Genomic DNA, 22,883 nt, shown 5'->3' on the forward strand with positions numbered 1-22,883 from the left:
TGTGCCAGGCTGTCGCCCGCAACAGACCGACTAGGAGGGGTTCTGGGTGGCCGCGCCACTGAAGCTGACACGCACACACCGGATACTCATCGGAGTTGTCGTCGCCGGCGCGGTGGTCATCGCCGGCATCGGCTTCGCCGGCTCCTACGCGGCCGTGCGCGAACTGGCCGTCAAGAAGGGCTTCGGCACCTTCTCCTTCTTCCTCCCCATCGGCATCGACGCGGGCATCTGTGTCCTGCTCGCCCTGGATCTGCTGCTGACGTGGATCCGCATGCCCTTCCCCCTGCTGCGGCAGACGGCGTGGCTGCTGACCGTCGCGACCGTGGCGTTCAATGCCGCGGCGGCGTCCGATCCGTTGGGCATGGGCATGCATGCCGTCATCCCGGTGCTGTTCGTCGTCACCGTCGAGGCCGCCCGGCACGCGGTCGGGCGGATCGCCGACATCACCGCGGACAAGCACATGGACGGGGTGCGCATCACGCGCTGGCTGCTGTCCCCGGTCCCCACGTTCCTGTTGTGGCGACGGATGAAGCTGTGGGAACTGCGGTCGTACGACGCGGTGATCAAGCTGGAGCAGGAACGGCTCGTGTACCAGGCACGCCTGCGTTCGCGCTTCGGACGGAGCTGGCGGCGCAAGGCTCCCGTGGAGTCCCTGATGCCGCTGCGCCTCGCCCGGTACGGGGTGCCGCTGGCGGAGACCGCCCCCGCGGGGCTCGCCGCAGCGGGCATCGAACCGCAGGTGCTGCCGACGCCGCGGCAGTCCGCGCCGCCCGCGCTGGAGCCGCAGGCCGAGGAGGTCCCGAGCCAGTGGTTCGCGGCGCCGCAGAACGTCCCGTATCGGGGGAGTTACGACCCGACGTACATCCCGGAGCAGGAGCATCAGCCCCCGCACGACGCGCACCAGCGGGTCTCGACGCACGAGCAGGCCCCGGTACCGGCGCCGCGCGTACCGGAGCCCGGGCCTCAGGTCCCGGTGCCGACCGGTGCGGGCGGGACGCGCCCCCTCGGCAAGGGCACCCCGGAGCCGGCCCCCCAGCCGGCGCAGACCCCGGCCGGGGCCCCGACCGATGAGGACCTCTACCAGGTGTTCCGCCGCTCGATAGAGGGCGAGGGCATGCCGACCCGGGGCGCTTTCGCGGCGAACCTGGAGGCGCAGTACGGCACCCGCCTGCAGGAACGGGAGCTGAACCGCTACATGGACCAGTTCAGCAACCGGCTCAACGCGGAACTCATGGAAGAGCACATCGCGTAGGACACCTGCCGGCGCACGAGCAGAGGCGGGGCGTTCACCGCAAGCCTCCGCACGACAACTTCGGCCCCGGGGATCCTCTCCCCGGGGCCGAAGCCGTTCTCGCCCGTGCTCGCCGCCGCCGGCGGGTGGTCAGCCGCCGAGCAGCTTGCGCACCCGGTCGGCGCCGACGGCCAGCAGCAGGGTGGGCAGGCGCGGTCCGGTGTCCCGGCCGACGAGCAGGTGGTACAGCAGCGCGAAGAACGTCCGCTGCGCCACCTTGATCTCCGGCGGCAGTTCCTTCGGCGTCGCGTCGGCGGCGAAGCCCGCCTGGACCTTCGGCACGCCGTAGACGAGGTGGGTCAGCCCGTCCAGCGACCAGTGCGAGTCGAGGCCCTCCAGCAGCAGCCGGATCGAGTCGCGGGCGGTGTCGTCGAGGGACTTCAACAGCTCGGCGTCCGGCTCGTCCCGCACGATGGTGCGCTGGTCGGCCGGGACCTGGGTGGTGATCCAGTACTCGGCCCGGTCGAGCCGGGGCCGGGTCTCGTCGAGCGAGGTGACCGGGTTGGCCGGGTCCAGCTCGCCGAGGATGCGCAGGGTCTGCTCGTCGTGGCCGGCGGTGACGTCCACGACCGAGGCCAGCGTGCGGTACGGGAGCGGGCGCGGGGTCGTGGGCAGCGGACCGGCGGCGGTGCCGACGGCCCGGAGGTAGGCGGCCTCGTCCGCGGGCTGCGCGGCGCCGTCCGTGACCTTGGCGGCCAGCTTGTCCCACTCGTCGTAGAGCCGCTGGATCTCCTGGTCGAAGGCGATCTTGAAGGACTGGTTGGGCTTGCGGCGGGCGTAGAGCCAGCGCAGCAGCGGCGCCTCCATGATCTTCAGCGCGTCGCCCGGGGTGGGCACGCCGCCCTTGGACGAGGACATCTTGGCCATGCCGCTGATGCCGACGAAGGCGTACATCGGACCGATGGGCTGCTCGCCGTCGAAGACCTCACGGACAATCTGCCCGCCGACAACGTAGGACGAGCCGGGCGAGGAGTGGTCCACGCCGGACGGCTCGAAGATCACGCCCTCGTAGGCCCAGCGCATCGGCCAGTCGACCTTCCAGACCAGCTTGCCGCGGTTGAACTCGCTCAGCCGGACAGTCTCGGCGAAGCCGCACTCCGAGCAGGTGTAGGCGAGTTCGGTGGTCTCCTCGTCGTACGAGGTGACGGTGGTGAGGTCCTTGTCGCACCCGCCGCAGTACGGCTTGTACGGGAAGTAGCCGGCCGAGCCGGAGCTGCCGTCGTCCTCACCGGCCGCGCCGGAACCCTCGGCGGCCTCCAGCTCGGCCTCGTCGACCGGCTTCTGCGACTTCTTCGCGGGCGCCTTCTTCGTGCGGTACTGGCCGAGGATCGCGTCGATCTGCCCGCGGTGCTTCATCGCGTGCAGGATCTGCTCGCGATAGGTGCCGGCGGTGTACTGCTCGGTCTGGCTGATGCCGTCGTACTCGACGCCCATCTCGGCGAGCGCGTCGGCCATGGCGGCCTTGAAGTGCTCGGCCCAGTTCGGGTACGAGGAGCCGGCCGGCGCCGGTACCGAGGTCAGCGGCTTGCCGATGTGCTCGGCCCAGGACTCGTCGACGCCGGGGACGCCGGCCGGCACCTTGCGGTAGCGGTCGTAGTCGTCCCAGGAGATCAGGTGGCGGACGTTGTACCCGCGGCGGCGGATCTCGTCGGCGACCAGGTGCGGCGTCATGACCTCGCGGAGGTTGCCGAGGTGGATGGGGCCGGAGGGGCTCAGGCCGGAGGCGCAGACGATCACCGGTGCGGAGGCACCTGATGCCACTTTGCCGGCGGCGCGGCGCTCCGCCTCGGCAATGACCTCGTCCGCGAACCTGGAGACCCAGTCGGTCTCGGTGCTCTGCTGAGCCACGATCGGCCCTTCCTCTTCCTGGTGCTTCCCGTTTGCGCCGTCCTGCGCGCGCGACGCACAAAAGCCTGACGGTGCCATTCTCCCAGACGCCCGCCGTTCGAAAATTCAGTGGTGCCGCCGTGGGATACTCATTGGCAAACCCATTCCCTTTCGAAGACACCTCCGTCTACAGAAAGTGCAGCCTCATGGCCTCGGTCCCTTCCCTCGCAGCTTCGGTCCAACAGCGCGTCGCGGACGCCCTCTCGGCAGCCCTGCCGGAGGCCGGCGCCGCCGACCCGCTGCTGCGACGCAGCGACCGGGCCGACTTCCAGGCGAACGGCATGCTGGCGCTGGCCAAGAAGCTCAAGGGCAACCCGCGGGAGCTGGCGGCCAAGGTCGTGGAGGCCATCGGCCAGGACGGCATGCTGCAGGAGATCGAGGTCTCCGGCCCCGGCTTCCTCAACATCACGATCGCCGACCGGGCGATCACCGAGACGCTCGCCGCGCGCGCCGCCGACGACCGGCTCGGCGTGCCGCTGAAGGAGAACCCGGGCGTCACGGTCATCGACTACGCCCAGCCGAACGTGGCGAAGGAGATGCACGTCGGGCACCTGCGCTCGGCGGTCATCGGCGACGCCCTGCGGCACATGCTGGACTTCACCGGCGAAAAGACGGTCGGCCGGCACCACATCGGCGACTGGGGCACCCAGTTCGGCATGCTCATCCAGTACCTGATCGAGAACCCCGGCGAGCTGGCCCCGGCGGCCGACGTCGACGGCGAGCAGGCGATGAGCAACCTGAACCGGGTCTACAAGGCGTCGCGTGCGGTCTTCGACTCCGACGAGGCGTTCAAGGAGCGGGCCCGCAAGCGGGTCGTGGCGCTGCAGGGCGGGGACAAGGAAACCCTCGACCTGTGGCAGCGGTTCGTGGACGAGTCGAAGGTCTACTTCTACTCGGTCTTCGAGAAGCTGGACATGGAGATCCGCGACGACGAGATCGTCGGCGAGTCCGCGTACAACGACATGATGGCCGAGACGGCGCGGCTCCTGGAGGAGTCCGGTGTCGCGGTGCGCTCCGAGGGCGCGCTGGTGGTCTTCTTCGACGAGATCCGCGGCAAGGACGACCAGCCGGTGCCGCTGATCGTGCAGAAGGCGGACGGCGGCTTCGGCTACGCGGCGTCCGACCTGTCGGCGATCCGCAACCGCGTCGTCGACCTCCAGGCCACGACGCTTCTGTACGTCGTGGACGTGCGGCAGTCGCTGCACTTCCGGATGGTCTTCGAGACGGCCCGCCGGGCGGGCTGGCTGAAGGACGGCGTCACCGCGCACAACATGGGCTACGGCACGGTGCTCGGCGCGGACGGCAAGCCGTTCAAGACGCGTGAGGGCGAGACCGTCCGCCTTGAGGACCTGCTCGACGAGGCGGTCGAGCGGGCGACGGCCGTCGTGCGCGAGAAGGGCGAGCCGATCGGCCTGACCGAGCAGGAGATCACCGAGAACGGTGCGCAGGTCGGCATCGGCGCGGTGAAGTACGCGGACCTGTCCACGTCACCGAGCCGGGACTACAAGTTCGACCTGGACCAGATGGTGTCGCTGAACGGCGACACGTCCGTCTACCTCCAGTACGCCTACGCCCGGATCCGGTCGATCTTCCGCAAGGCCGGCGACGCGCGTCCGGCGGCGCACCCGGAGCTGGCGCTGGCCCCCGCGGAGCGGGCGCTGGGTCTGCACCTCGACCAGTTCGGCGAGACCGTCACCGAGGCCGCCGCGACGTACGAGCCGCACAAGCTCGCCGCGTACCTCTACAGCCTCGCCTCGCTGTTCACGACCTTCTACGACCAGTGCCCGGTCCTGAAGGCCGAGGGCGGCCCGGAGCAGGTCGCCAACCGTCTGTTCCTGTGCGAGCTGACGGCCCGCACGCTCCACCAGGGCATGGCGCTGCTCGGCATCCGCACCCCCGAGCGCCTCTAGGTCGTTCCCCGTACCGCCGCCGGGCTTGTCCGCCGTGGCGCCCGGCGGCGGTACGGGACTCTCGGCTGCGGTGCCGGCCCCGGGGGGTCAAAGCCGGGCGCGTGCGGGGCAGGCACTCAGTGCCACGGCTTGTGCAACCGGTGCTTGGCCTTCTCCTTCGCGTCCAGCCCGTGGCCGGCCGCCTTCTCGGCCTTGCCCTCGGCCTCCAGCTTGCGGTTGTGGGTCGCCTTCCCGACGACCTCCTTCATGGCGCCGATGGCCTGGGCGCCCTTGGCCCGCATGGTGTCCTTGGTAGTCACGGTGACTCGCTCTCACTCGGTCGCGGCCTTCGTTGACACCGGGTCCGTGCCCCCCATACGGCGGACAAAACCTGACAACCACAACAAAGCTCCCGCCCCGGTGATCCGGGACGGGAGCTCGGTGTCAGGGGCGGTGCGCCCGGCGGCTCACAGCGCCCGCGCGACCTCGGTCGCCCAGTACGTGAGGATCATGTTCGCGCCGGCCCGCTTGATGCCGGTCAGGGACTCCATGATCGCCTTGTCGCGGTCGATCCAGCCCTTCTCGGCGGCCGCCTCGATCATCGCGTACTCACCGGAGATCTGGTACGCGGCGACCGGCACGTCCACCGCGTCCGCGATCTTCGCCAGCACGTCCAGATACGGCAGCGCCGGCTTGACCATGACCATGTCGGCGCCCTCCTCCAGGTCGAGCGCCAGCTCGCGCAGCGACTCGCGGAGGTTGGCGGGGTCCTGCTGGTAGGTCTTGCGGTCGCCCTTCAGCGACGAACCGACGGCCTCGCGGAAGGGACCGTAGAACGCCGAGGAGTACTTCGCGGTGTAGGCGAGGATCGACACGTCCTCGTGGCCGGTCTGGTCCAGGGCGTCGCGGATGACGCCGACCTGGCCGTCCATCATGCCGCTGGGGCCCACGACGTGGACGCCCGCGTCGGCCTGGACCTGCGCCATCTCCGCGTACCGCTCCAGCGTCGCGTCGTTGTCGACCCGGCCCTCGGAGTCCAGCACACCGCAGTGGCCGTGATCGGTGTACTCGTCCAGGCACAGGTCGGACATGATGACGAGGTCGTCGCCGACCTCGGCCCGCACGTCGCGGATGGCCTGCTGGAGGATGCCGTCGGGGTCCGTACCGGCCGTCCCCGCCGCGTCCTTCTTCTCGTCCAGCGGCACTCCGAACAGCATGATCCCGGCGACGCCCGCCTCCACCGCCTCGACGGCGGCCTTGCGCAGGGTGTCGCGGGTGTGCTGGACGACGCCCGGCATGGCGCCGATCGGCACCGGCTCGCTCACGCCCTCCCGCACGAACGCGGGGAGGATCAGGTCGGCCGGGTGCAGCCGGTACTCCGCGACCATCCGCCGCATGGCGGGCATGGTGCGCAGCCGCCGCGGCCGCGCACCGGGGAAGCTTCCGTACTTCGTCATAGCGCCCACGCTACGCCCGCCGTGCACCCGCCTTTGCCGACGCGTCGTCGGCAGGCGCGGCGGAGCGCAGGCCCCCTTCGCGGTGCGCCGTCCGGCGGCCGGGGCCGGGCCGCACTCCGCCCGGAACACGGCAAGCAGAAGGGCGCCCCGGCAAGAGGCGCCCTTCGAAACCGTCCGAACCGCTGCTCAGCTCCGCGCTCTCCGGCGCGAACCGGGCCGGCGCTCGCTGGGACGGGTGACCGGGTCCCCGGCCTCCAGCGCGGCATCGCGCCGCGCCGCCCCGAAGTCCGCGAGCGCTTCGGCCAGCTTGTGCACCGAGGGCTCGGGCGACATCACGTCCACGCGCAGCCCGTGCTCCTCGGCGGTCTTGGCGGTGGCCGGGCCGATGCAGGCGATCACGGTCACGTTGTGCGGCTTGCCGGCGATCCCGACGAGGTTCCGCACGGTCGACGAGGACGTGAACAGCACGGCGTCGAAGCCGCCGCCCTTGATGGCTTCCCGCGTCTCGGCCGGCGGCGGCGACGCCCGCACGGTCCGGTAGGCGGTGACGTCGTCGACCTCCCAGCCCAGCTCGATCAGCCCGGCGACCAGGGTCTCGGTGGCGATGTCGGCGCGCGGCAGGAACACCCGGTCGATCGGGTCGAAGACCGGGTCGTAGGGCGGCCAGTCCTCCAGCAGACCGGCGGCGGACTGCTCACCGGACGGCACCAGGTCGGGCTTCACACCGAAGGCGACCAGCGCCTTGGCGGTCTGCTCGCCGACCGCGGCGACCTTGATCCCGGCGAACGCCCGGGCGTCCAGGCCGTACTCCTCGAACTTCTCCCGCACCGCCTTGACCGCGTTGACCGAGGTGAAGGCGATCCACTCGTAGCGGCCGGTGACCAGGCCCTTGACGGCCCGCTCCATCTGCTGCGGGGTGCGCGGCGGCTCCACGGCGATGGTCGGCACCTCGTGCGGCACCGCGCCGTAGGAGACGAGCTGGTCGGAGAGCGACGCGGCCTGCTCCTTCGTCCGCGGTACGAGCACCCGCCAGCCGAACAGCGGCTTGGACTCGAACCACGACAGGCGGTCCCGCTGGGCCGCGGCACTGCGCTCACCGACCACGGCTATGACCGGCTGCCCGCCGTCGGGCGACGGCAGCACCTTGGCGGCCTTGAGCACCTGGGCGACCGAGCCGAGAGTGGCGGTCCAGGTGCGCTGCCGGGTGGTGGTGCCGGCGACGGTGACGGTCATCGGGGTGTCCGGCTTGCGGCCCGCGGAGACCAGCTCGCCGGCGGCCGCGGCCACCGCGTCGAGGGTGGTGGAGACCACCGCGGTGGCGTCGCTGGTGCCCAGCTCGGTCCAGCAGCGGTCGTCGGCCGTACGGGCGTCGACGAAGCGCACGTCGGTGCCCTCGGCGTCGCGCAGCGGCACACCGGCGTACGCGGGCACGCCGACGGCCGCGGCGATGCCGGGCACGACCTCGAAGACGATGCCCTCGGAGGCGCAGGCCAGCATCTCCTCGGCGACGTTTCCGTCCAGGCCGGGGTCGCCGGTCACCGCACGGACGACCCGCTTGCCCGCGCGGGCGGCCGCCATGACAAGATTGGCAGTGTCCCTAAGGGTGGGGATGTCGGCGGGGATTGACGCCTCGTCAGCTGACGCCTGCAGTGGTGTGTCCACCTGCGCACGGGCGTGCACACGCACGACGTCCAGCACCTGCGGGTCGGCGATCAGTACGTCCGCGGAGGCCAGCGCCTCCACGGCACGCAACGTCAACAGACCCGGGTCACCCGGCCCGGCACCCAGGAAGGTGACCTGACCGGAGGCGGAGTGGTTAGGGGCGGTGGGGTTCAAAGTGCTCGCTCCCCCATAAGACCGGCCGCACCCTTGGCGAGCATCTCGGCGGCGAGTTCACGACCCAGGTTCAGCGGGGTCGAGACGTCGTCGGGAGAAGCGGGTACGTGCCCGGTGGTGGACAAGTGCACCAGTGTGCTGCCGTCGGTCGTGCCGACGACACCACGCAGATGCAATTCGGTGACAGCCTGCTCGTCGGCCTTGGGGCCTCCCCTGTTCGGGGAAAGGTCGGCCAGCGCTCCAACGGGTGCGGAGCAGCCGGCCTCCAGGGCGGCGAGCAGGGATCGCTCGGCGGTCACGGCGGCCCGGGTGTCCGGGTCATCGAGGTCCGCGAGCCGGGCGGCGAGGGCGGTGCCGTGCACAGGGTGCACCGCGAGGCACTCGATCGCCAGTGCCCCTTGGCCCGGGGCGGGCAGAACCACGTCGGGCGACAGCAGCTGTGTCGCCTCGTCCAAACGGCCGAGTCGGGTGAGCCCGGCGGCGGCCAGTACGACCGCGTCCAGTTCACCCTTCTCGACGAAGCCGATGCGGGTGTCGATGTTCCCGCGTATCGGCACGGTCTCTATGCGCCGGCCCAGCGCGCGGGCCCAGGCGTTGAGCTGCGCCATCCGGCGGGGCGAGCCGGTGCCGATGCGGGCGGTGCGCTCCGGATCGGCGGTCAGCTCCTCGAAGGTGAGCCCGTCCCTGGCGATCAGCGCGTCGCGGGGGTCTTCCCGTACGGGGATCGCGGCCAGGGTGAGGGTCTCGGGCTGCGCGGTGGGCAGGTCCTTGAGCGAGTGGACGGCGAAGTCGATGTCCCCCGCGAGCAGCGCGTCGCGCAGCGCGGAGACGAACACGCCGGTGCCGCCGATCTGCGCGAGGTGCTCTCGGGAGGTGTCGCCGTAGGTGGTGATCTCCACCAATTCGACGGGGCGGCCGGTCAGCTCGCGCACCGCCTCGGCGACCAGTCCGGACTGGGCCATGGCGAGCGCGCTGCGCCGCGTACCCAACCTCAGTGGTCTAGTGGTGCTGTCGTTCATGCCCGCTCCCGTGCATCGTGGCTTTCGCCGCGCGTGTCGGCCCGGCTGACGGCGGCAACCGTCTGCGGGTCGAGGTCGAAGAGTTCCCGCAGCGCGTCGGCGTACCCGGCACCGCCGGGCTCGCTGGCGAGCTGCTTGACCCGCACGGTGGGCGCGTGCAGGAGTTTGTCGACGACGCGGCGCACGGTCTGGGTGATCTCGGCGCGCTGCTTGTCGTCCAGGTCGGGGAGGCGGCCGTCGAGCCGGGCGATCTCGCCGGCGACGACGTCCGCGGCCATGGTGCGCAGGGCGACCACGGTGGGGGTGATGTGCGCGGCGCGCTGGGCGGCGCCGAAGGCGGCGACCTCCTCGGAGACGACGCCCCGCACCTTGTCCACGTCGGCCGCCATCGGAGCGTCCGCGGAGGCGTCGGCCAGCGACTCGATGTCGACGAGGTGCGCGCCCTCGATCCGGTGGACCGCGGCGTCTATGTCGCGCGGCATCGCCAGGTCGAGCAGCGCCAGGGGCGCCTCGCGGCCGGCGAGCGCCTCGGCGACCGCGGCGCCGTCGAGCACCAGACCGGTCGCGCCGGTGCAGGACACCACGATGTCGGCGACCGCCAGCTCGTGCTCGACGCAGCTCATCGCCGCCGCGCGGGCGCGCAGCCCGGTCGCGGCGCCGGGCCCGCCGGGCTCGGTGAGGATCTGCACGAGCCGCTCGGCGCGCGCGACGGTGCGGTTGGCGACGGCCAGCTCGCCGATGCCGTTGCGCACGAGCGTGGTGGCGGCCAGCGACGACATCGAGCCGGCGCCGATGACCAGCGCCCGCTTGCCGTGGGCCCACGCCGCGACGTCCTGCCCGGCGGCGAGCTGTTCCAGGCCGAAGGTGACCAGGGACTGCCCGGCCTTGTCGATGCCGGTCTCGCTGTGGGCGCGCTTGCCGACCCGCAGCGCCTGCTGGAACAGGTCGTTCAGCAGCCGGCCCGCGGTGTGCAGTTCCTGCGCGACGGCCAGCGCGTCCTTGATCTGGCCGAGGATCTGGCCCTCGCCGACGACCATCGAGTCCAGGCCGCAGGCCACCGAGAAGAGGTGGTGGACGGCGCGGTCCTCGTAGTGGACGTAGAGATAAGGGGTGAGCTCGTCCAGGTCGACGCCGCTGTGGCGGGCCAGGAGGGTGGACAGCTCGGCGACACCGGCGTGGAACTTGTCCACGTCGGCGTAGAGCTCGATGCGGTTGCAGGTGGAGAGCACCGCGGACTCGGTGACCGGCTCGGCCGACACCGCGTCCTGCAGCAGCTTGCCGCGCGCCTCCGGGGCGAGCGCGGCCCGCTCCAGGACGCTCACCGGCGCACTGCGGTGGCTCAGTCCGACGACCAGAAGGCTCATGCCGGCATCACGGCGGGCACATCCCCGTCAGGTCCCTTGCGCTCGCCCGCGACGGCGGCCTCGGCCGCGGCCGCGACGGCGGCGGGCCGGCCGGACGTGGTCGGTGCGCCGCCCTCGGGCCCGGTCTCCTCGCCCGCCTTGCGCTGCTCGTGGAAGGCGAGGATCTGCAGCTCTATCGACAGGTCGACCTTGCGTACGTCGACCCCGTCGGGGACGGTCAGCACGGTCGGCGCGAAGTTGAGGATCGAGGTGACGCCGGCGGCGACCAGCCGGTCGCAGACCTGCTGGGCGGCCCCGGCCGGCGTGGCGATGACGCCGATCGAGACGCCGTTGCTCTCGATGATGTGTTCCAGCTCGTCGGTGTGCTGGACGGCGATGCCCGCGACGGGCTTGCCGGCCATCGCCGGGTCGGCGTCGATCAGCGCGGCGACCCGGAAGCCCCTGGAGGCGAACCCGCCGTAGTTGGCGAGCGCGGCGCCGAGGTTACCGATACCGACGATGACGACCGGCCAGTCCTGGGTCAGCCCCAGCTCGCGCGAGATCTGGTAGACGAGGTATTCCACGTCGTAGCCGACGCCGCGGGTCCCGTAGGAGCCCAGGTAGGAGAAGTCCTTGCGGAGTTTGGCGGAATTGACCCCCGCCGCGGCCGCGAGCTCTTCGGAGGAGACCGTGGGTACCGAACGCTCGGAGAGCGCGGTCAGAGCACGCAGGTACAGCGGAAGCCTGGCGACGGTGGCCTCGGGAATCCCTCGGCTTCGGGTCGCCGGTCGGTGAGTTCGGCCAGTTGCCACGGTGCTCCTGCGGGTAGAGCGGGGCTGCGGGCGCCCGTACGGAACCCGACCGCCCTGTCTACTGCAGGCTATGTCTTTGTGAACGCGTGCACAAAGATGGTGTCCGGTTTGTCCGGCCAAAGTGATGGGGGTCACGCGGCTTTTACGGGCCTCCGCGGAACCAACTCCCACGTCACACCGTTCACTCGCGCCGCTCGCAACACACGGCAGCACTGACGGGAGCACGCGTCCTCACTCCTCACCGCCATACCCCCGGAAATCTGCAAATCGCCCACCGATGGTAAGCGACCTCGGCCCTCCGGAACGCCGTCCCGACCCGGCACAATGGCTCCATGGCCCCCCTCTTCAGCCGCAGCCCCCGCAAGAGCCCCGCCGACCGGATGGTGACCCTCGTCGGCAAGCCGGGCTGCCACCTGTGCGACGACGCGCAGGCGGTGATCGAGAAGGTGTGCGCCGAGACCGGCGCGTCGTGGGAGAAGAAGGACATCACCGAGGACGCCGAGCTCCACCGCAAGTACTGGGAGCAGATTCCGGTCGTCCTCGTCGACGGCGCCCAGCACGACTTCTGGCGGGTGGACCCCAAGCGGCTGCGTACGGCCCTGGGCGCCTGAGCCCGGTCCCCACCCCCCGGACCTGGCCGTAATCCAACCGTCCGCCGCTCCAGCCCTTCCGGACACGCGCCCGTAACCGGAAGCCCCGAACAAACTGGCTACGCTAGCGGCATGTCGCCCGCTCGCCGATCCGGCTGGATGCCCTCCGGGGCGCTCTTCGACCTGGGCTGGATCCCTCGTCGCCGCCGACCCGCCACGGCCCGCAGTGTGCTGGCCGGCGAGGCCGCGGCCGAGGCCGCCCGCAAGTCCTCGCAGGAGGCGCCGCCGGTCGAGGAGACCCCGGCCGAGCCCGAGTTCCCGGTCGTCGGGGACACCGCGGCCGCCGCCTTCTTCGACCTCGACAACACCGTCATGCAGGGCGCCGCGCTGTTCCACTTCGGCCGCGGCCTGTACAAGCGGCACTTCTTCCACAAGCGCGACCTGGCCCGCTTCGCCTGGCAGCAGATCTACTTCCGGCTGGCCGGCTCGGAGAACCCCGAGCACATGGCGGACGTCCGCAACAGCGCCCTGTCCATCGTCCAGGGCCATCGCGTCGCCGAGCTGATGTCCATCGGCGAGGAGATCTACGACGAGTACATGGCCGAGCGCGTCTGGCCGGGCACCCGCGCGCTCGCCCAGGCCCACCTCGACGCCGGCCAGAAGGTCTGGCTGGTGACCGCGGCCCCCGTGGAGACCGCGACGATCATCGCCCGCCGGCTCGGCCTGACCGGCGCGCTGGGCACCGTCGCCGAGTCCGTCGGCGGTGTCTACACCGGCAAGCTGGTCGGCGAGCCGCTGCACGGCCCGGCCAAGGCCGAGGCGGTCCGCGCCCTGGCGGCGGCCGAGGGCCTGGACCTGTCGCACTGCGCCGCCTACAGCGACTCGGCCAACGACATCCCGATGCTCTCCCTGGTCGGACACCCGTACGCCATCAACCCCGACAGCCGGCTGCGCAAGCACGCCCGGGAGCAGGGCTGGCGGCTGCGCGACTACCGCACCGGCCGCAAGGCGGCCAAGATCGGCATCCCGGCGGCGGCCGGCGTGGGAGCCCTCGCAGGGGGCGCCGCGGCCGCCGTCGCCCTCCAGCGCCGACGCCGCTGACCAGGACTGATCGCGCCACGGCGCGGCGAGCCATCCCCGGTCCCTACCCCCTGGAGCGCCCCGTCAGTCCCCTTGCTGACGGTCAGCCACAACACGCCCTCCAACCAGGCAGATTGCGTTCCCTTCCGATCAAAAGTTACTCAGTAATCGATACTTGATCTGCCACCAACCCGGCACGGAACGTAAGTAATCGATGATTTGAGCAACTGGGTGTAGCGCTGCCTGTACGAAGCGTTATTCTCCTCAGACGCAATCCGGAACCCACACGTCCCTACGACGAGTGAACGGTCCCGCACTGCACGTGATGGAAGCTCTGCCTCTGGGAGTCCCGTGTACCCACACGTCGGGGTTGACGCCTCGGGCCTGGCTACGCTGCGTACGACACTCGTCGACCACCTGCGCAGTTTTGTCCCCACCGCGTACGCCGTCCCCGCATTCGCCTCAGCCGTCCCCGCTGCCGGCCCCTGCTACGCCCTGGCCGACGGGAGCGCCGCGGTCGGCAAGGCCGCCGGCAGAACCCGCCGCGCCGGCGCCGGCACCACCACCGCCCGGCGCCCCGCCGACAGCGACAGCCGTCGCATGATGGACCTCGTCGAACGCGCCCAGGCCGGCGAGGCCGAGGCTTTCGGCCGCCTGTACGACCAGTACGCCGACACGGTTTACCGCTACATCTACTACCGCGTCGGCGGCCGCGCCACGGCCGAGGACCTCACCAGCGAGACCTTTCTGCGCGCCCTGCGCCGCATCGGCACCTTCACCTGGCAGGGCCGTGATTTCGGTGCCTGGCTGGTGACCATCGCCCGCAACCTGGTCGCCGATCACTTCAAGTCCTCGCGCTTCCGCCTGGAAGTCACCACCGGAGAGATGCTCGACGCCAACGAGGTCGAGCGCAGCCCCGAGGACTCGGTCCTCGAATCCCTCTCCAACGCCGCCCTCCTGGAGGCGGTACGCAAGCTCAACCCCCAACAGCAGGAATGCGTCACGCTGCGCTTCCTGCAGGGCCTCTCGGTCGCCGAGACCGCCCGCGTCATGGGCAAGAACGAGGGCGCGATCAAGACCCTCCAGTACCGGGCCGTCCGCACCCTGGCGCGCCTCCTCCCCGAAGACGCCCGCTGACCCCCACCCACCCCCCGTACGCCGCTTCTCCGACCGCCCGCACGCCGTGCCTCACTCACGCTTGGTGATCACCCATGTCCGGTCGGTCAGATCATCGTGAGTGCGTAACCCGAGTGCCGCGCCGCTCGTTGTGCGGGATGCAGGCTCCATGCGGTCACGCCATGCCCGCTGCCTCTCACTCGATCGAGTGGCCGCGGACACCGGCGTGCAACCGTCCGGCCCGTCTGGATAGTCAAAGCCAGTCCGGGGAGTCGAGCGGGATGACGAGAGGAGGTGCCGCCCGTGATCGCGAATGTCTCGGTGCACCGGCGGGCCAACGCCTTCGCCCAGGCCCTGGAGGAGCAGGTCCTCGAGGGCGCGGCGGCCGAGGAGCAGGTCGGTATGCCGGCGCAAGTGCCGGGCGAAGCACGGCTGTTGGCGGTCGCCGACGGCCTCGGGAAACTCCCGAGGCCGGAAATGGCTGCCGAGGTCAAGACTGTCCAGCGCGCCCAGCTCCTCGCCGCGATGGAGTCCGCCTTCTCCGAAGGCACTTCGTCCGGCGGCGCCAGGGTGCCCGAGCAGCGTGAACACCGGGGCGCGCACCGCGCCGCGAAATCGATCGGCCGGCTGCGGCCGCGCTCCCGGCTCTCCAAGGGGCTGGCAGCGGGCGGCCTGACGGTCGGCGTCGCCGCCGGAGCCTTCAGCGGCGTCGCCGCGGCCAGCTCCGACGCCCTCCCCGGCGACTCCCTCTACGGCCTCAAGCGCGGCATGGAGGACCTCAGGCTCGGCATGACCGACGACGACGCCGACCGCGGCCGGCTCTTCCTGGACCAGGCTTCCACCCGCATGATGGAGGCCCGTCGCCTGATGGAGCGCGGCCGGGTCGCCGATCTCGACCACGAGGCGCTCGGGGAGGTCCGCCGGGCGCTGTCCGGCGTCACCCACGACGCGGGCGAGGGCCACAGGCTGCTGCACCAGGCGTACGAGCGTGACGGCTCGCTCGGCCCCATCCAGGCGCTGAACTCCTTCACCAAGGCCCACCGTGGCACCTGGTCACAGCTGCGCGACAAGCTCCCGGTGCAGCTCATGGACGTCCGGGACCAGGTCAGTTCGGTCTTCGACGCCATAGACCAAGAGGTCGGTCCGCTCCGCTCGATGCTGCCGCCCAGCCCGGACGGCACGCGTCACCACCGCAACACGCCCGCCTCCGCGGGCACCGGGTCCGGCTCGGACGGGCGACCGGCACCGGCCGGCAGCACGTCCGCCTCCGGCAGGCACGCGGCCGGCTCGCACGGCCCCCGCCCGTCGGCCTCACCGTCCCGGGACGACGGCCTGCTCGGCGGCAACACGGGCGGCCTGCTCGACCCGTCGTCCAGGAGCGGCAGCCCGTCACCGCACGAGCACCGCCACGGCAGCGGCCGGGACTCCACCGGCCACCCCGATGTCACCCTGCCGCCGCTGCTGCCGGGTCTGCTGCCGGAACTGGGCATCAACGGCGAGGACCTGCCGAAGTAGTTCCCGCCCGCGGCGCTCGGTGCTGCACGTCAGAAGAACACCGAGCGCCGCTGCACCAGCAGCTTGTAGAGGGTGTGCTGGATCGTCTCGCGGACCTGGTCCGTCAGGTTGAACATCAGCATCGGGTCGTCCGCCGCCTCCGACGGATAGCCGTCCGTCGGGATCGGCTCGCCGAACTGGATCGTCCACTTCGTCGGCAGCGGCACCGCGCCCAGCGGCCCCAGCCACGGGAACGTCGGCGTGATCGGGAAGTACGGCAGCCCCAGCACCCGCGCCAGCGTCTTGGCGTTGCCGACCATCGGGTAGATCTCCTCCGCGCCCACGATCGAGCACGGCACGATCGGCACTCCGGCCTTCAGCGCCGTCGAGACGAAGCCGCCCCGCCCGAAGCGCTGGAGCTTGTAGCGGTCCGCGAAGGGCTTGCCGATGCCCTTGAAGCCCTCCGGCATCACCCCGACGATCTCACCGCGCTCCAGCAGCCGCTGGGCGTCCTCCGCGCAGGCGAGGGTGTGGCCGGCCTTGCGCGCCAGCTCGTTTATCACCGGCAGGACGAACACCAAATCGGCCGCCAGCAGCCGCAGGTGACGCTGTGCCGGGTGGTTGTCGTGCACCGCGACCTGGAGCATCAGGCCGTCCAGCGGCAGCGTCCCGGAGTGGTTGGAGACGACCAGCGCGCCGCCGCTCGCGGGGATGTTCTCGATGCCCTTGACCTCGACCCGGAAGTACTTCTCGTACACCGGCCGCAGCAGCGACATCAGGACCTGGTCGGTCAGCTCCTCGTCGTAGCCGAAGTCGTCGACCTCGTAGTCACCGGTGATCCGCCGGCGGAGGAACGCGAGGCCGCCCGCGATCCGCTCGTCGAGGGACCGCGGGCCCGGCCGCGGGGGCGTCGCCGGCGGGTGCTCGGTCCGTGCCTCCGGTACGGGCGCCAGCGCCGTATCGCGCCCCGTGCGCCCGGCCCGCCTGGCCTTCCTGCGCGCCCGAGGCTCCTCGCCGAAGGGAATGACCTTGGCGTCCGCCATCGTGGGTGAACTCCTCACTGGGTCGGGCCGCCGCGTGCGGGCAGCACGCCGGCGAGCCGGTCGACGGTGCGGGCGAGGGACTCGGGCGGCAGCAGCCCGGGTCCGCGGCTGCGGGCGAATTCCGCGAAGGTCTCCGCCGTCGTGTACTTCGGGTGGAACCCCAGTGTCTCGCGCATCTGCGTCGTTTCGACGACCCTGCCGTGCGTGAGCAGCCGGATCTGTTCCGGCGAGAAGTCCGTGATGCCGATGGACCGCAGCGCCGTACCGGCCCAGGTCACCGTGGGCAGGAACAGCGGCAGGGTGGGCCGTCCCAGCCGACGGGAGGTCTGGGACAGCAGCAGGACGCCGTCCCCGGCGATGTTGAAGGTGCCGCTGTTGAGCGTGCCGCGGCGCGGCGCGGCGGCGGCGATCCGCAGCACCTCGAGGGCGTCGTCCTCATGGACGAACTGCAGCCGCGGGTCGTACCCGAGGACGGTGGGCAGCACGGGCAGCGAGAAGTACTCGGCGAGCGGGGAGTCCGCGCACGGCCCGAGGATGTTGGCGAACCGCAGGACGCACACCGCCACGTCGGGCCGGCGCCGGGCGAAGCCGCGGACGTATCCCTCGACCTCGACGATGTCCTTGGCGAAGCCGCCGCTGGGCAGGGACTTGGGGGTGGTGGTCTCGGTGAAGACGGCGGGGTCGCGGGGCGCGGAGCCGTAGACGCTGGTGCTCGACTTGATGACCAGCCGCTGCACCTTCGGGGCCTTCTGGCAGGCGCCCAGCAGCTGCATCGTCCCGATGACGTTGGTTTCCTTCACCGAGGCGCGGCCGCCGCGCTTGCCCAACGGCGTGCCGTTGATGTCCATGTGGATGACGGTGTCGACGCCCGTCTCGGCCAGGACCCTGGCGATGGCCGGGTGCCGGATGTCCGCCCGGAGGAATTCGGCGCCGCCCAGATGGTGCTCCGGTGGCACGGCGTCGACGCCGATCACCCGGTCGACGTCGGGATCACGCTGAATGCGACGGACGAACCGACCGCCCAGTTGCCGTGCGACTCCCGTGACGAGCACGACCTTGCCCAAGATCAGCCCTTCCTTCCCGCCGCGACTTCCCCAGGTCCAGCTGTGCAGGCCACGCTATCGGGTCGGTGTTGCGCTGTGATGACCGCGGGATGCCCGCGGCGACATTTCCGTCCGACCACCGTCCATACGGCCCACAACGCGCAGCAGCCCCCGATCGCACCAAGGCGATGGGGGGCTGCGAAATCGCGATCAGCGTCGCTTACTTCTTGTTACGACGCTGAACACGGGTGCGCTTGAGCAGCTTGCGGTGCTTCTTCTTGGCCATCCGCTTGCGCCGCTTCTTGATAACAGAGCCCACGACTACCCTCGCTCACTTCGAATCACTCGGTGCGGGGCGTCCGAGCCCACACTACCTACATCGGGCCAGCCTACCCGGCGCCGGGCGAACGGCGTAATCCGAGGGTCGGCGACGGACGCGTCAGGCTGATTCCACCCCCACGAAGGACTCACGGAGGTAGTCGTGAACCGCCTGCTCCGGAACCCGGAAGGACCTCCCCACCCGAATCGCGGGCAGATGACCGCTGTGCACCAAGCGGTACACGGTCATCTTCGACACTCGCATCACCGTGGCGACTTCCGCCACCGTCAGGAACACAACCTCGTTCAGAGGCTTCTGGTCTGCAGCCATGCCACACCTGCACCTTCCGCATAAGACGGTCACCGGCTTCCCCTCCGGTGACTCTTCGTCGCTATGCGCTCACTCCCCAGATTAGGGGCGGGTGATGCGAGTGGGGAAGAGGAGCAGCGAACAGCCGTCTATCGGGGCAGATCGGCGCGATTAAGTACATAGCGGGCGAGCGGCCGGTAGGACGCGGACCGCGCGGCATCGTCGAGCGGTACCACTTCGGACACCCGTCCCTCCGCCTGACCGACGAACGGCGCGGGGTCGTCCGCATCCGCCAGTCCGATGGCCTCGATGCCCAGCTGACCTGCCCCGCAGACCCAACCGTGGTCCCCGATCACCAACTCCGGAAGCAGCTCTCCGGCGTCCGCCGCGGCCCCGAGAACGGCCCTTACAGGGAGCGGGGAATGGGTGTGTACGCCCCCCTCCCCGGGCGCGCCCCGCACGCCGGTCTCTCGCATCATCGCGACTCCCCGTACGTAGTCGAGAAGGCAGGTACGTACGCCGAACCGGGTCGCTATGTCGACACGGGAGCCATACGCCGAGGTGAGTACCGGGCAGCCCGCCGACGAGAGGGCGTCTGCGAGGGCGGCGTAGAAGTCGAGCAGCCGGTGCGGATGGCCGGTGCCGAGGAGCACCGGCGCCCGGCGACCGGCCGCCGCACCGAGCCGGTCCGCGAACCGGTCAAGCGCCGCGATCGTACGGTCCGGATCGATCTCATCCGGGCCGGAAGTGTGCGCGGGATCGACCGAAACTCCGCACTTCTGCCCCATCAGTCGCAGTACTTCGCCGAACGGCCAGTCCCGTTCGGGATCCAGGCCGAGCAGTACCCGCGGGTCACGCGCGGCGAAGAGCCGATAACGCCCCAGGCTCTTCTCCCGCGCGGTCGCGATCGTCCCCGCGAGCCGCGTCTGGATCAGATGCGCCCGCAGCTCTCCGGTGACCGACACGCGCACCATGCTGACCGCCGACCGCCCTACCGGTGCCCCAACCGACGGGTAATCACACATCCGTGGCACACCGGCCCTTGGGGCCGCACCGGACGCGCCGCTACGGCAGCAGACCGTGCGCGGGGAACACCGCGCGGCGGGTGGCCAGTACCGCCTGGTCCAGCCGGTCCGCCGGGTCGTACCCGCCGTCGGCGAAGTCCCGCCACTGCGGCGTACGGCCGTCCGTCATCCGCTGCGGCGCCAGCTGCCGGGTCCGGCGGAACACTTCGTGCCGCCACGCCTCCGGTACCGGCGAGGCCGGGTCGATCGGCCGGCCCGCCGCGATCGCCGTCAGATGCGTCCAACTGCGCGGCACCACGTCCACCACCGCGTAGCCGCCGCCCCCGAGGGCCACCCACCGGCCGTCCGCGTGCTCGTGCGCCAGCGCATGACAGGACTCGGCCACCGCCCGCTGGGCGTCCAGGCTCACCGCGAGGTGCGCGAGCGGGTCCTCGAAGTGGGTGTCCGCGCCGTGCTGGGTGACGAGCACCTGCGGCCGGAACGCCTCCAGCAACTCCGGCACCACCGCGTGGAAGGCCCGCAGCCAGCCCGCATCGCCGGTCCCGGCCGGCAGCGCCAGATTCACCGCACTGCCGGCCGCGCCCGCGCCGCCGGTCTCCTCCGGCCAGCCGGTCTGCGGGAAGAGCGTGCGCGGATGCTCGTGCAAGGAGATCGTCAGAACCCGCGGGTCCTCCCAGAACGCCGCCTGCACCCCGTCGCCGTGGTGCACGTCCACATCCACGTACGCGACCCGCTCGGCACCCAGCTCCAGCAGCCGGGCGATCGCCAGCGAGGCGTCGTTGTAGATGCAGAACCCGGACGCGCCGCCCGGCATCGCGTGGTGCAGCCCGCCGGCGAAGTTCACCGCGTGCACCGCGTCGCCGCGCCAGACCGCCTCCGCCGCGCCGACCGACTGCCCGGCGATCAGCGCGGACGCCTCGTGCATCCCCACGAACGCCGGATCGTCCGGCGTCCCCAGCCCGTACGAGAGGTCCGCTGACGCGGGATCGGCCGAGGCCCGGCGGACCGCGCCGATGTAGTCCTCGCGGTGCACCAGCCGCAGGGTGGAGTCCCCGGCGGGCTTGGCCGCGACCACCTCCAGCGGCCCACGGTCGAGCTCGAACGCCTCCACCAGGCGCATGGTCAGCGCGAGCCGTACGGGGTCCATCGGATGCCCGGACCCGAAGTCGTAGCCCGTTACTGCCTCATCCCACATCAGCTGTGCGCGGCCGCTCATGCCCGTCACCGTATCTGGCCTGCGGCGCCCCGAACGAGCGGGCATACACGAGCGTCACCAGCACCAGCGCCATCGGCACGAGCATCGCCCCGCGATAGCTCCACGCGTCACCGAGCGCCCCCACCAACGGGGAGCCGATCAAAAAGCCCACATAGTTGAAAATGTTCAGCCGGGCGACAGCCATGTCCGAAGCCTCCGGGCCATGGTTCTCGTACGCGTACCGGCCCGCCGCGGCGAAGGTCTGCGGCACGATCACACACAGCCCGAGTCCCAGCAGCGTGAACCCCGCCATCCCGACCCAGGCCCCCGGCGCGGCCGCCACCACCGCGAACCCGCCGCCCGCGACCACCGCCCCGCACCGCACCACCGCGGCCGCCCCGAACCGCCGCACCCCCAGATCGCCGACCGCCCGCCCGAGCAGCGTGGTGACCATGTAGACGTTGTACGGCACGGTGGCGAGCTGCTCCGAGCTCCCCAGGACGTCCTGCAGGTACTTGGCGCTCCAGTTGGAGACCGTCGAGTCCCCTATGTACGCGAACGCCATCACCAGACACAGCGGCAGCAGCAGCCGCATCGCGACGGACGCGCCCCGCCCCTCCGCCCGCGGCCCGTCCCCCGGCTCCCGGCCGACGGGCCGCTGGTCGACGAACCACCGGCCCACCACCAGCGCCAGCGGCACCAACACGGCCACCACCGGCCCGTACAGCCGGCCCAGCGACAGCTCCCAGTGCGCCCCCGCCCAGGCCAGCGAGGCCCCCACGATGCCACCCAGGCTGTACGCGGCATGGAAGCCGAGCATGATGCTCCGCCCGTACGCCCGTTGGAGGCTCACCCCGAGCATGTTCATCGAGGCGTCCAACGCGCCCACCGCCAGCCCGAACACCGCCAGCGCCACCGCCACCTGGGCCATCGAGCCGACCGCGCCGACGGCCAGCAGCGCCAGACACACCACCGGCTGTACGCACCGCAGCACCCGGCTCGGCCGTACCCGCTTCACCACCTGCTCGGTGGCGACGCTGCCGACCCCGGCCAGGACCGGCACCGCCGCCAGAAAGGCGGGCAACAGCCCGTCCGATATCCCGTACCGGTCCTGGATCGCCGGTATGCGTGTCACGAGGAGGGCGAAGACCGCGCCCTGGACGAAAAAGCTGAGGGCGAGCGAGACCCGGCCGTGCCGCAGCTGCGCTCCCGGTACCAGAGGGGCCGTCATGGCCGCTCAGCCTAGAACTCGCCGCTACCGCTGGGTAGATGGATCACACCGCGGATTCCGACGTACGTCCGACGGGCGATGCCCCTGCCCGCACGGCCACGCCCCCGAGCCGGCCCTCCCTACCCCAACAGTTCCAGCAGCTCCGCCATATCGGCGAACAGCGCCGTCGCGCCGGCCTCCGTCAGCTTCTCCGCCGACGTCATCGCGGTGAACCCGTAGACGTCCATGCCCGCGGCGACCGCGGCCTGCACCCCCAGCGGACTGTCCTCGACCACCACACACCGCTCGGGTGCGACTCCCATCTCCCGTGCCGCGTACAGGAAGAGATCCGGCGCCGGTTTCCCCCGCCCCACGTCCTGCGAGCTGAAGACCCGCCCGGCCGGGAACCACCGGTCCAGGCCGGTCGCCCGGTGCCCCACCCGGATCCGCTCATGGCTTCCGGAAGACCCGACGCAGTACGGCACCCCGTCCGCGGCCAGCTTCTGCAGCACCTCCCGCGCCCCCGGCACGGGCTTCAGCTCCCGCTCGAACGCCGCGAAGACCCGGCTGTGGAACACGTCGTCGAAATCCTCGGGCAGCCGCTGCCCCGTGCGCTCCATGACGAGCTCGTGGATCCGGTGCATCGCCGATCCCATGTAATCGCGTATCGACTCTTCATACGACGTGGGATGCCCGAGCTCGGTGAGATAGCCGGCGAGAACGGTATTGGAAAGGGGCTCACTGTCGACGAGCACCCCGTCGTTGTCGAAGATGACCAGGTCGTATCGCATGCCGCGACCCTATGCACACGGCCGGGCAGACCGGGAACGCAAAAAAGCCTCGTTCCCCGAGTCGAAACTCGGGGAACGAGGCTTTTTCAAAATTTGTTCGGCGGCGTCCTACTCTCCCACAGGGTCCCCCCTGC

Annotated in this window: 21 protein-coding genes; 6 read left to right on the forward strand and 15 right to left on the reverse strand. The window is 71.1% G+C overall.

Going from position 1 to position 22,883, the window contains the following annotated elements; genetic code table 11:
* Positions 1–46: 46 nt before the first annotated feature.
* Complete coding sequence (locus OO62_RS31105; protein ID WP_033270994.1) at positions 47–1,252, forward strand: DUF2637 domain-containing protein; 1,206 nt, start codon at positions 47–49, stop codon at positions 1,250–1,252.
* Between the two features lie 129 nt (positions 1,253–1,381).
* Here the strand turns inward: OO62_RS31105 and lysS are convergent, their stop codons facing one another.
* On the reverse strand, positions 1,382–3,142 hold the full coding sequence (gene lysS, locus OO62_RS31110; RefSeq protein WP_323135823.1) for a lysine--tRNA ligase: 1,761 nt from the start codon (positions 3,140–3,142) through the stop codon (positions 1,382–1,384).
* Positions 3,143–3,324: 182 nt separating this feature from the next.
* Here lysS and argS point away from each other — a divergent pair, with 182 nt between their 5' ends.
* Positions 3,325–5,088, forward strand: coding sequence for an arginine--tRNA ligase (gene argS / locus OO62_RS31115; protein ID WP_033270996.1), 1,764 nt, complete (start codon positions 3,325–3,327; stop codon positions 5,086–5,088).
* A gap of 116 nt (positions 5,089–5,204) precedes the next feature.
* Here the strand turns inward: argS and OO62_RS38495 are convergent, their stop codons facing one another.
* From OO62_RS38495 to OO62_RS31145, 6 genes are all read right to left on the reverse strand, one after another.
* Positions 5,205–5,387: a CsbD family protein gene (locus OO62_RS38495; RefSeq protein WP_033270997.1), complete on the reverse strand. Its 183-nt coding sequence runs from the start codon at positions 5,385–5,387 to the stop codon at positions 5,205–5,207.
* Positions 5,388–5,534: 147 nt separating this feature from the next.
* Positions 5,535–6,524, reverse strand: a complete 990-nt coding sequence (gene hemB / locus OO62_RS31125) for a porphobilinogen synthase (protein WP_033270998.1) — start codon at positions 6,522–6,524, stop codon at positions 5,535–5,537.
* A 186-nt stretch (positions 6,525–6,710) separates the two neighbouring features.
* Positions 6,711–8,360 carry a bifunctional uroporphyrinogen-III C-methyltransferase/uroporphyrinogen-III synthase gene (locus tag OO62_RS31130; RefSeq protein ID WP_033270999.1) on the reverse strand — a complete coding sequence of 550 codons (1,650 nt, stop codon included), beginning with the start codon at positions 8,358–8,360 and terminating at the stop codon, positions 6,711–6,713.
* Positions 8,357–9,379 carry a hydroxymethylbilane synthase gene (gene hemC, locus OO62_RS31135; protein ID WP_033271000.1) on the reverse strand — a complete coding sequence of 341 codons (1,023 nt, stop codon included), beginning with the start codon at positions 9,377–9,379 and terminating at the stop codon, positions 8,357–8,359. Before hemC ends, OO62_RS31130 begins: the two co-directional genes overlap by 4 nt.
* Complete coding sequence (locus OO62_RS31140) at positions 9,376–10,743, reverse strand: glutamyl-tRNA reductase (protein WP_033271001.1); 1,368 nt, start codon at positions 10,741–10,743, stop codon at positions 9,376–9,378. The genes hemC and OO62_RS31140 overlap by 4 nt, the downstream gene beginning before the upstream one ends.
* Positions 10,740–11,534, reverse strand: coding sequence for a redox-sensing transcriptional repressor Rex (locus tag OO62_RS31145; RefSeq protein WP_033271002.1), 795 nt, complete (start codon positions 11,532–11,534; stop codon positions 10,740–10,742). The genes OO62_RS31140 and OO62_RS31145 overlap by 4 nt, the downstream gene beginning before the upstream one ends.
* A gap of 332 nt (positions 11,535–11,866) precedes the next feature.
* On the opposite strand from OO62_RS31145, the gene OO62_RS31150 reads away from it, so the two are divergent.
* The 4 genes from OO62_RS31150 to OO62_RS31165 all read left to right on the forward strand — a co-directional run bounded on the left by OO62_RS31150 (position 11,867) and on the right by OO62_RS31165 (position 15,835).
* A complete protein-coding gene (locus OO62_RS31150) occupies positions 11,867–12,145 on the forward strand; it encodes a glutaredoxin family protein (protein ID WP_033271003.1) in 279 nt (92 codons plus the stop codon).
* A gap of 138 nt (positions 12,146–12,283) precedes the next feature.
* Positions 12,284–13,225, forward strand: a complete 942-nt coding sequence (locus OO62_RS31155; protein WP_033271004.1) for an HAD family hydrolase — start codon at positions 12,284–12,286, stop codon at positions 13,223–13,225.
* A 330-nt stretch (positions 13,226–13,555) separates the two neighbouring features.
* Positions 13,556–14,341 carry an ECF subfamily RNA polymerase sigma factor, BldN family gene (locus OO62_RS31160; protein ID WP_033271005.1) on the forward strand — a complete coding sequence of 262 codons (786 nt, stop codon included), beginning with the start codon at positions 13,556–13,558 and terminating at the stop codon, positions 14,339–14,341.
* A 282-nt stretch (positions 14,342–14,623) separates the two neighbouring features.
* Positions 14,624–15,835, forward strand: a complete 1,212-nt coding sequence (locus OO62_RS31165) for a DUF5667 domain-containing protein (protein WP_033271006.1) — start codon at positions 14,624–14,626, stop codon at positions 15,833–15,835.
* A gap of 29 nt (positions 15,836–15,864) precedes the next feature.
* On the opposite strand, the gene OO62_RS31170 is transcribed toward OO62_RS31165, so the two are convergent.
* The 8 genes from OO62_RS31170 to OO62_RS31200 form a co-directional block, all read right to left on the reverse strand.
* Complete coding sequence (locus tag OO62_RS31170; RefSeq protein WP_033271007.1) at positions 15,865–16,857, reverse strand: lysophospholipid acyltransferase family protein; 993 nt, start codon at positions 16,855–16,857, stop codon at positions 15,865–15,867.
* 14 nt (positions 16,858–16,871) lie between these two features.
* Positions 16,872–17,921: an NAD-dependent epimerase/dehydratase family protein gene (locus OO62_RS31175; protein ID WP_033271008.1), complete on the reverse strand. Its 1,050-nt coding sequence runs from the start codon at positions 17,919–17,921 to the stop codon at positions 16,872–16,874.
* A 199-nt stretch (positions 17,922–18,120) separates the two neighbouring features.
* Entirely contained in the window at positions 18,121–18,219 is a 99-nt protein-coding gene (locus tag OO62_RS38500) for a 30S ribosomal protein bS22 (RefSeq protein WP_003948845.1), read from the reverse strand.
* Between the two features lie 120 nt (positions 18,220–18,339).
* Positions 18,340–18,549 carry a helix-turn-helix domain-containing protein gene (locus OO62_RS31180; protein WP_033271009.1) on the reverse strand — a complete coding sequence of 70 codons (210 nt, stop codon included), beginning with the start codon at positions 18,547–18,549 and terminating at the stop codon, positions 18,340–18,342.
* Between the two features lie 128 nt (positions 18,550–18,677).
* A complete protein-coding gene (locus OO62_RS31185) occupies positions 18,678–19,502 on the reverse strand; it encodes a phosphatase (RefSeq protein ID WP_033271010.1) in 825 nt (274 codons plus the stop codon).
* Between the two features lie 91 nt (positions 19,503–19,593).
* Positions 19,594–20,769: an acetoin utilization protein AcuC gene (locus OO62_RS31190; RefSeq protein WP_033271011.1), complete on the reverse strand. Its 1,176-nt coding sequence runs from the start codon at positions 20,767–20,769 to the stop codon at positions 19,594–19,596.
* The gene (locus tag OO62_RS31195) at positions 20,738–21,979 is read right to left on the reverse strand and encodes an MFS transporter (protein WP_033271012.1); all 1,242 of its coding nucleotides are present in this window, start codon (positions 21,977–21,979) and stop codon (positions 20,738–20,740) included. Before OO62_RS31195 ends, OO62_RS31190 begins: the two co-directional genes overlap by 32 nt.
* 119 nt (positions 21,980–22,098) lie before the next feature.
* A complete protein-coding gene (locus tag OO62_RS31200) occupies positions 22,099–22,749 on the reverse strand; it encodes an HAD family hydrolase (RefSeq protein ID WP_033271013.1) in 651 nt (216 codons plus the stop codon).
* Positions 22,750–22,883: the final 134 nt, after the last annotated feature.

This window comes from Streptomyces lydicus, from assembly GCF_000717345.1.
Classification (GTDB): domain Bacteria; phylum Actinomycetota; class Actinomycetes; order Streptomycetales; family Streptomycetaceae; genus Streptomyces; species Streptomyces lydicus.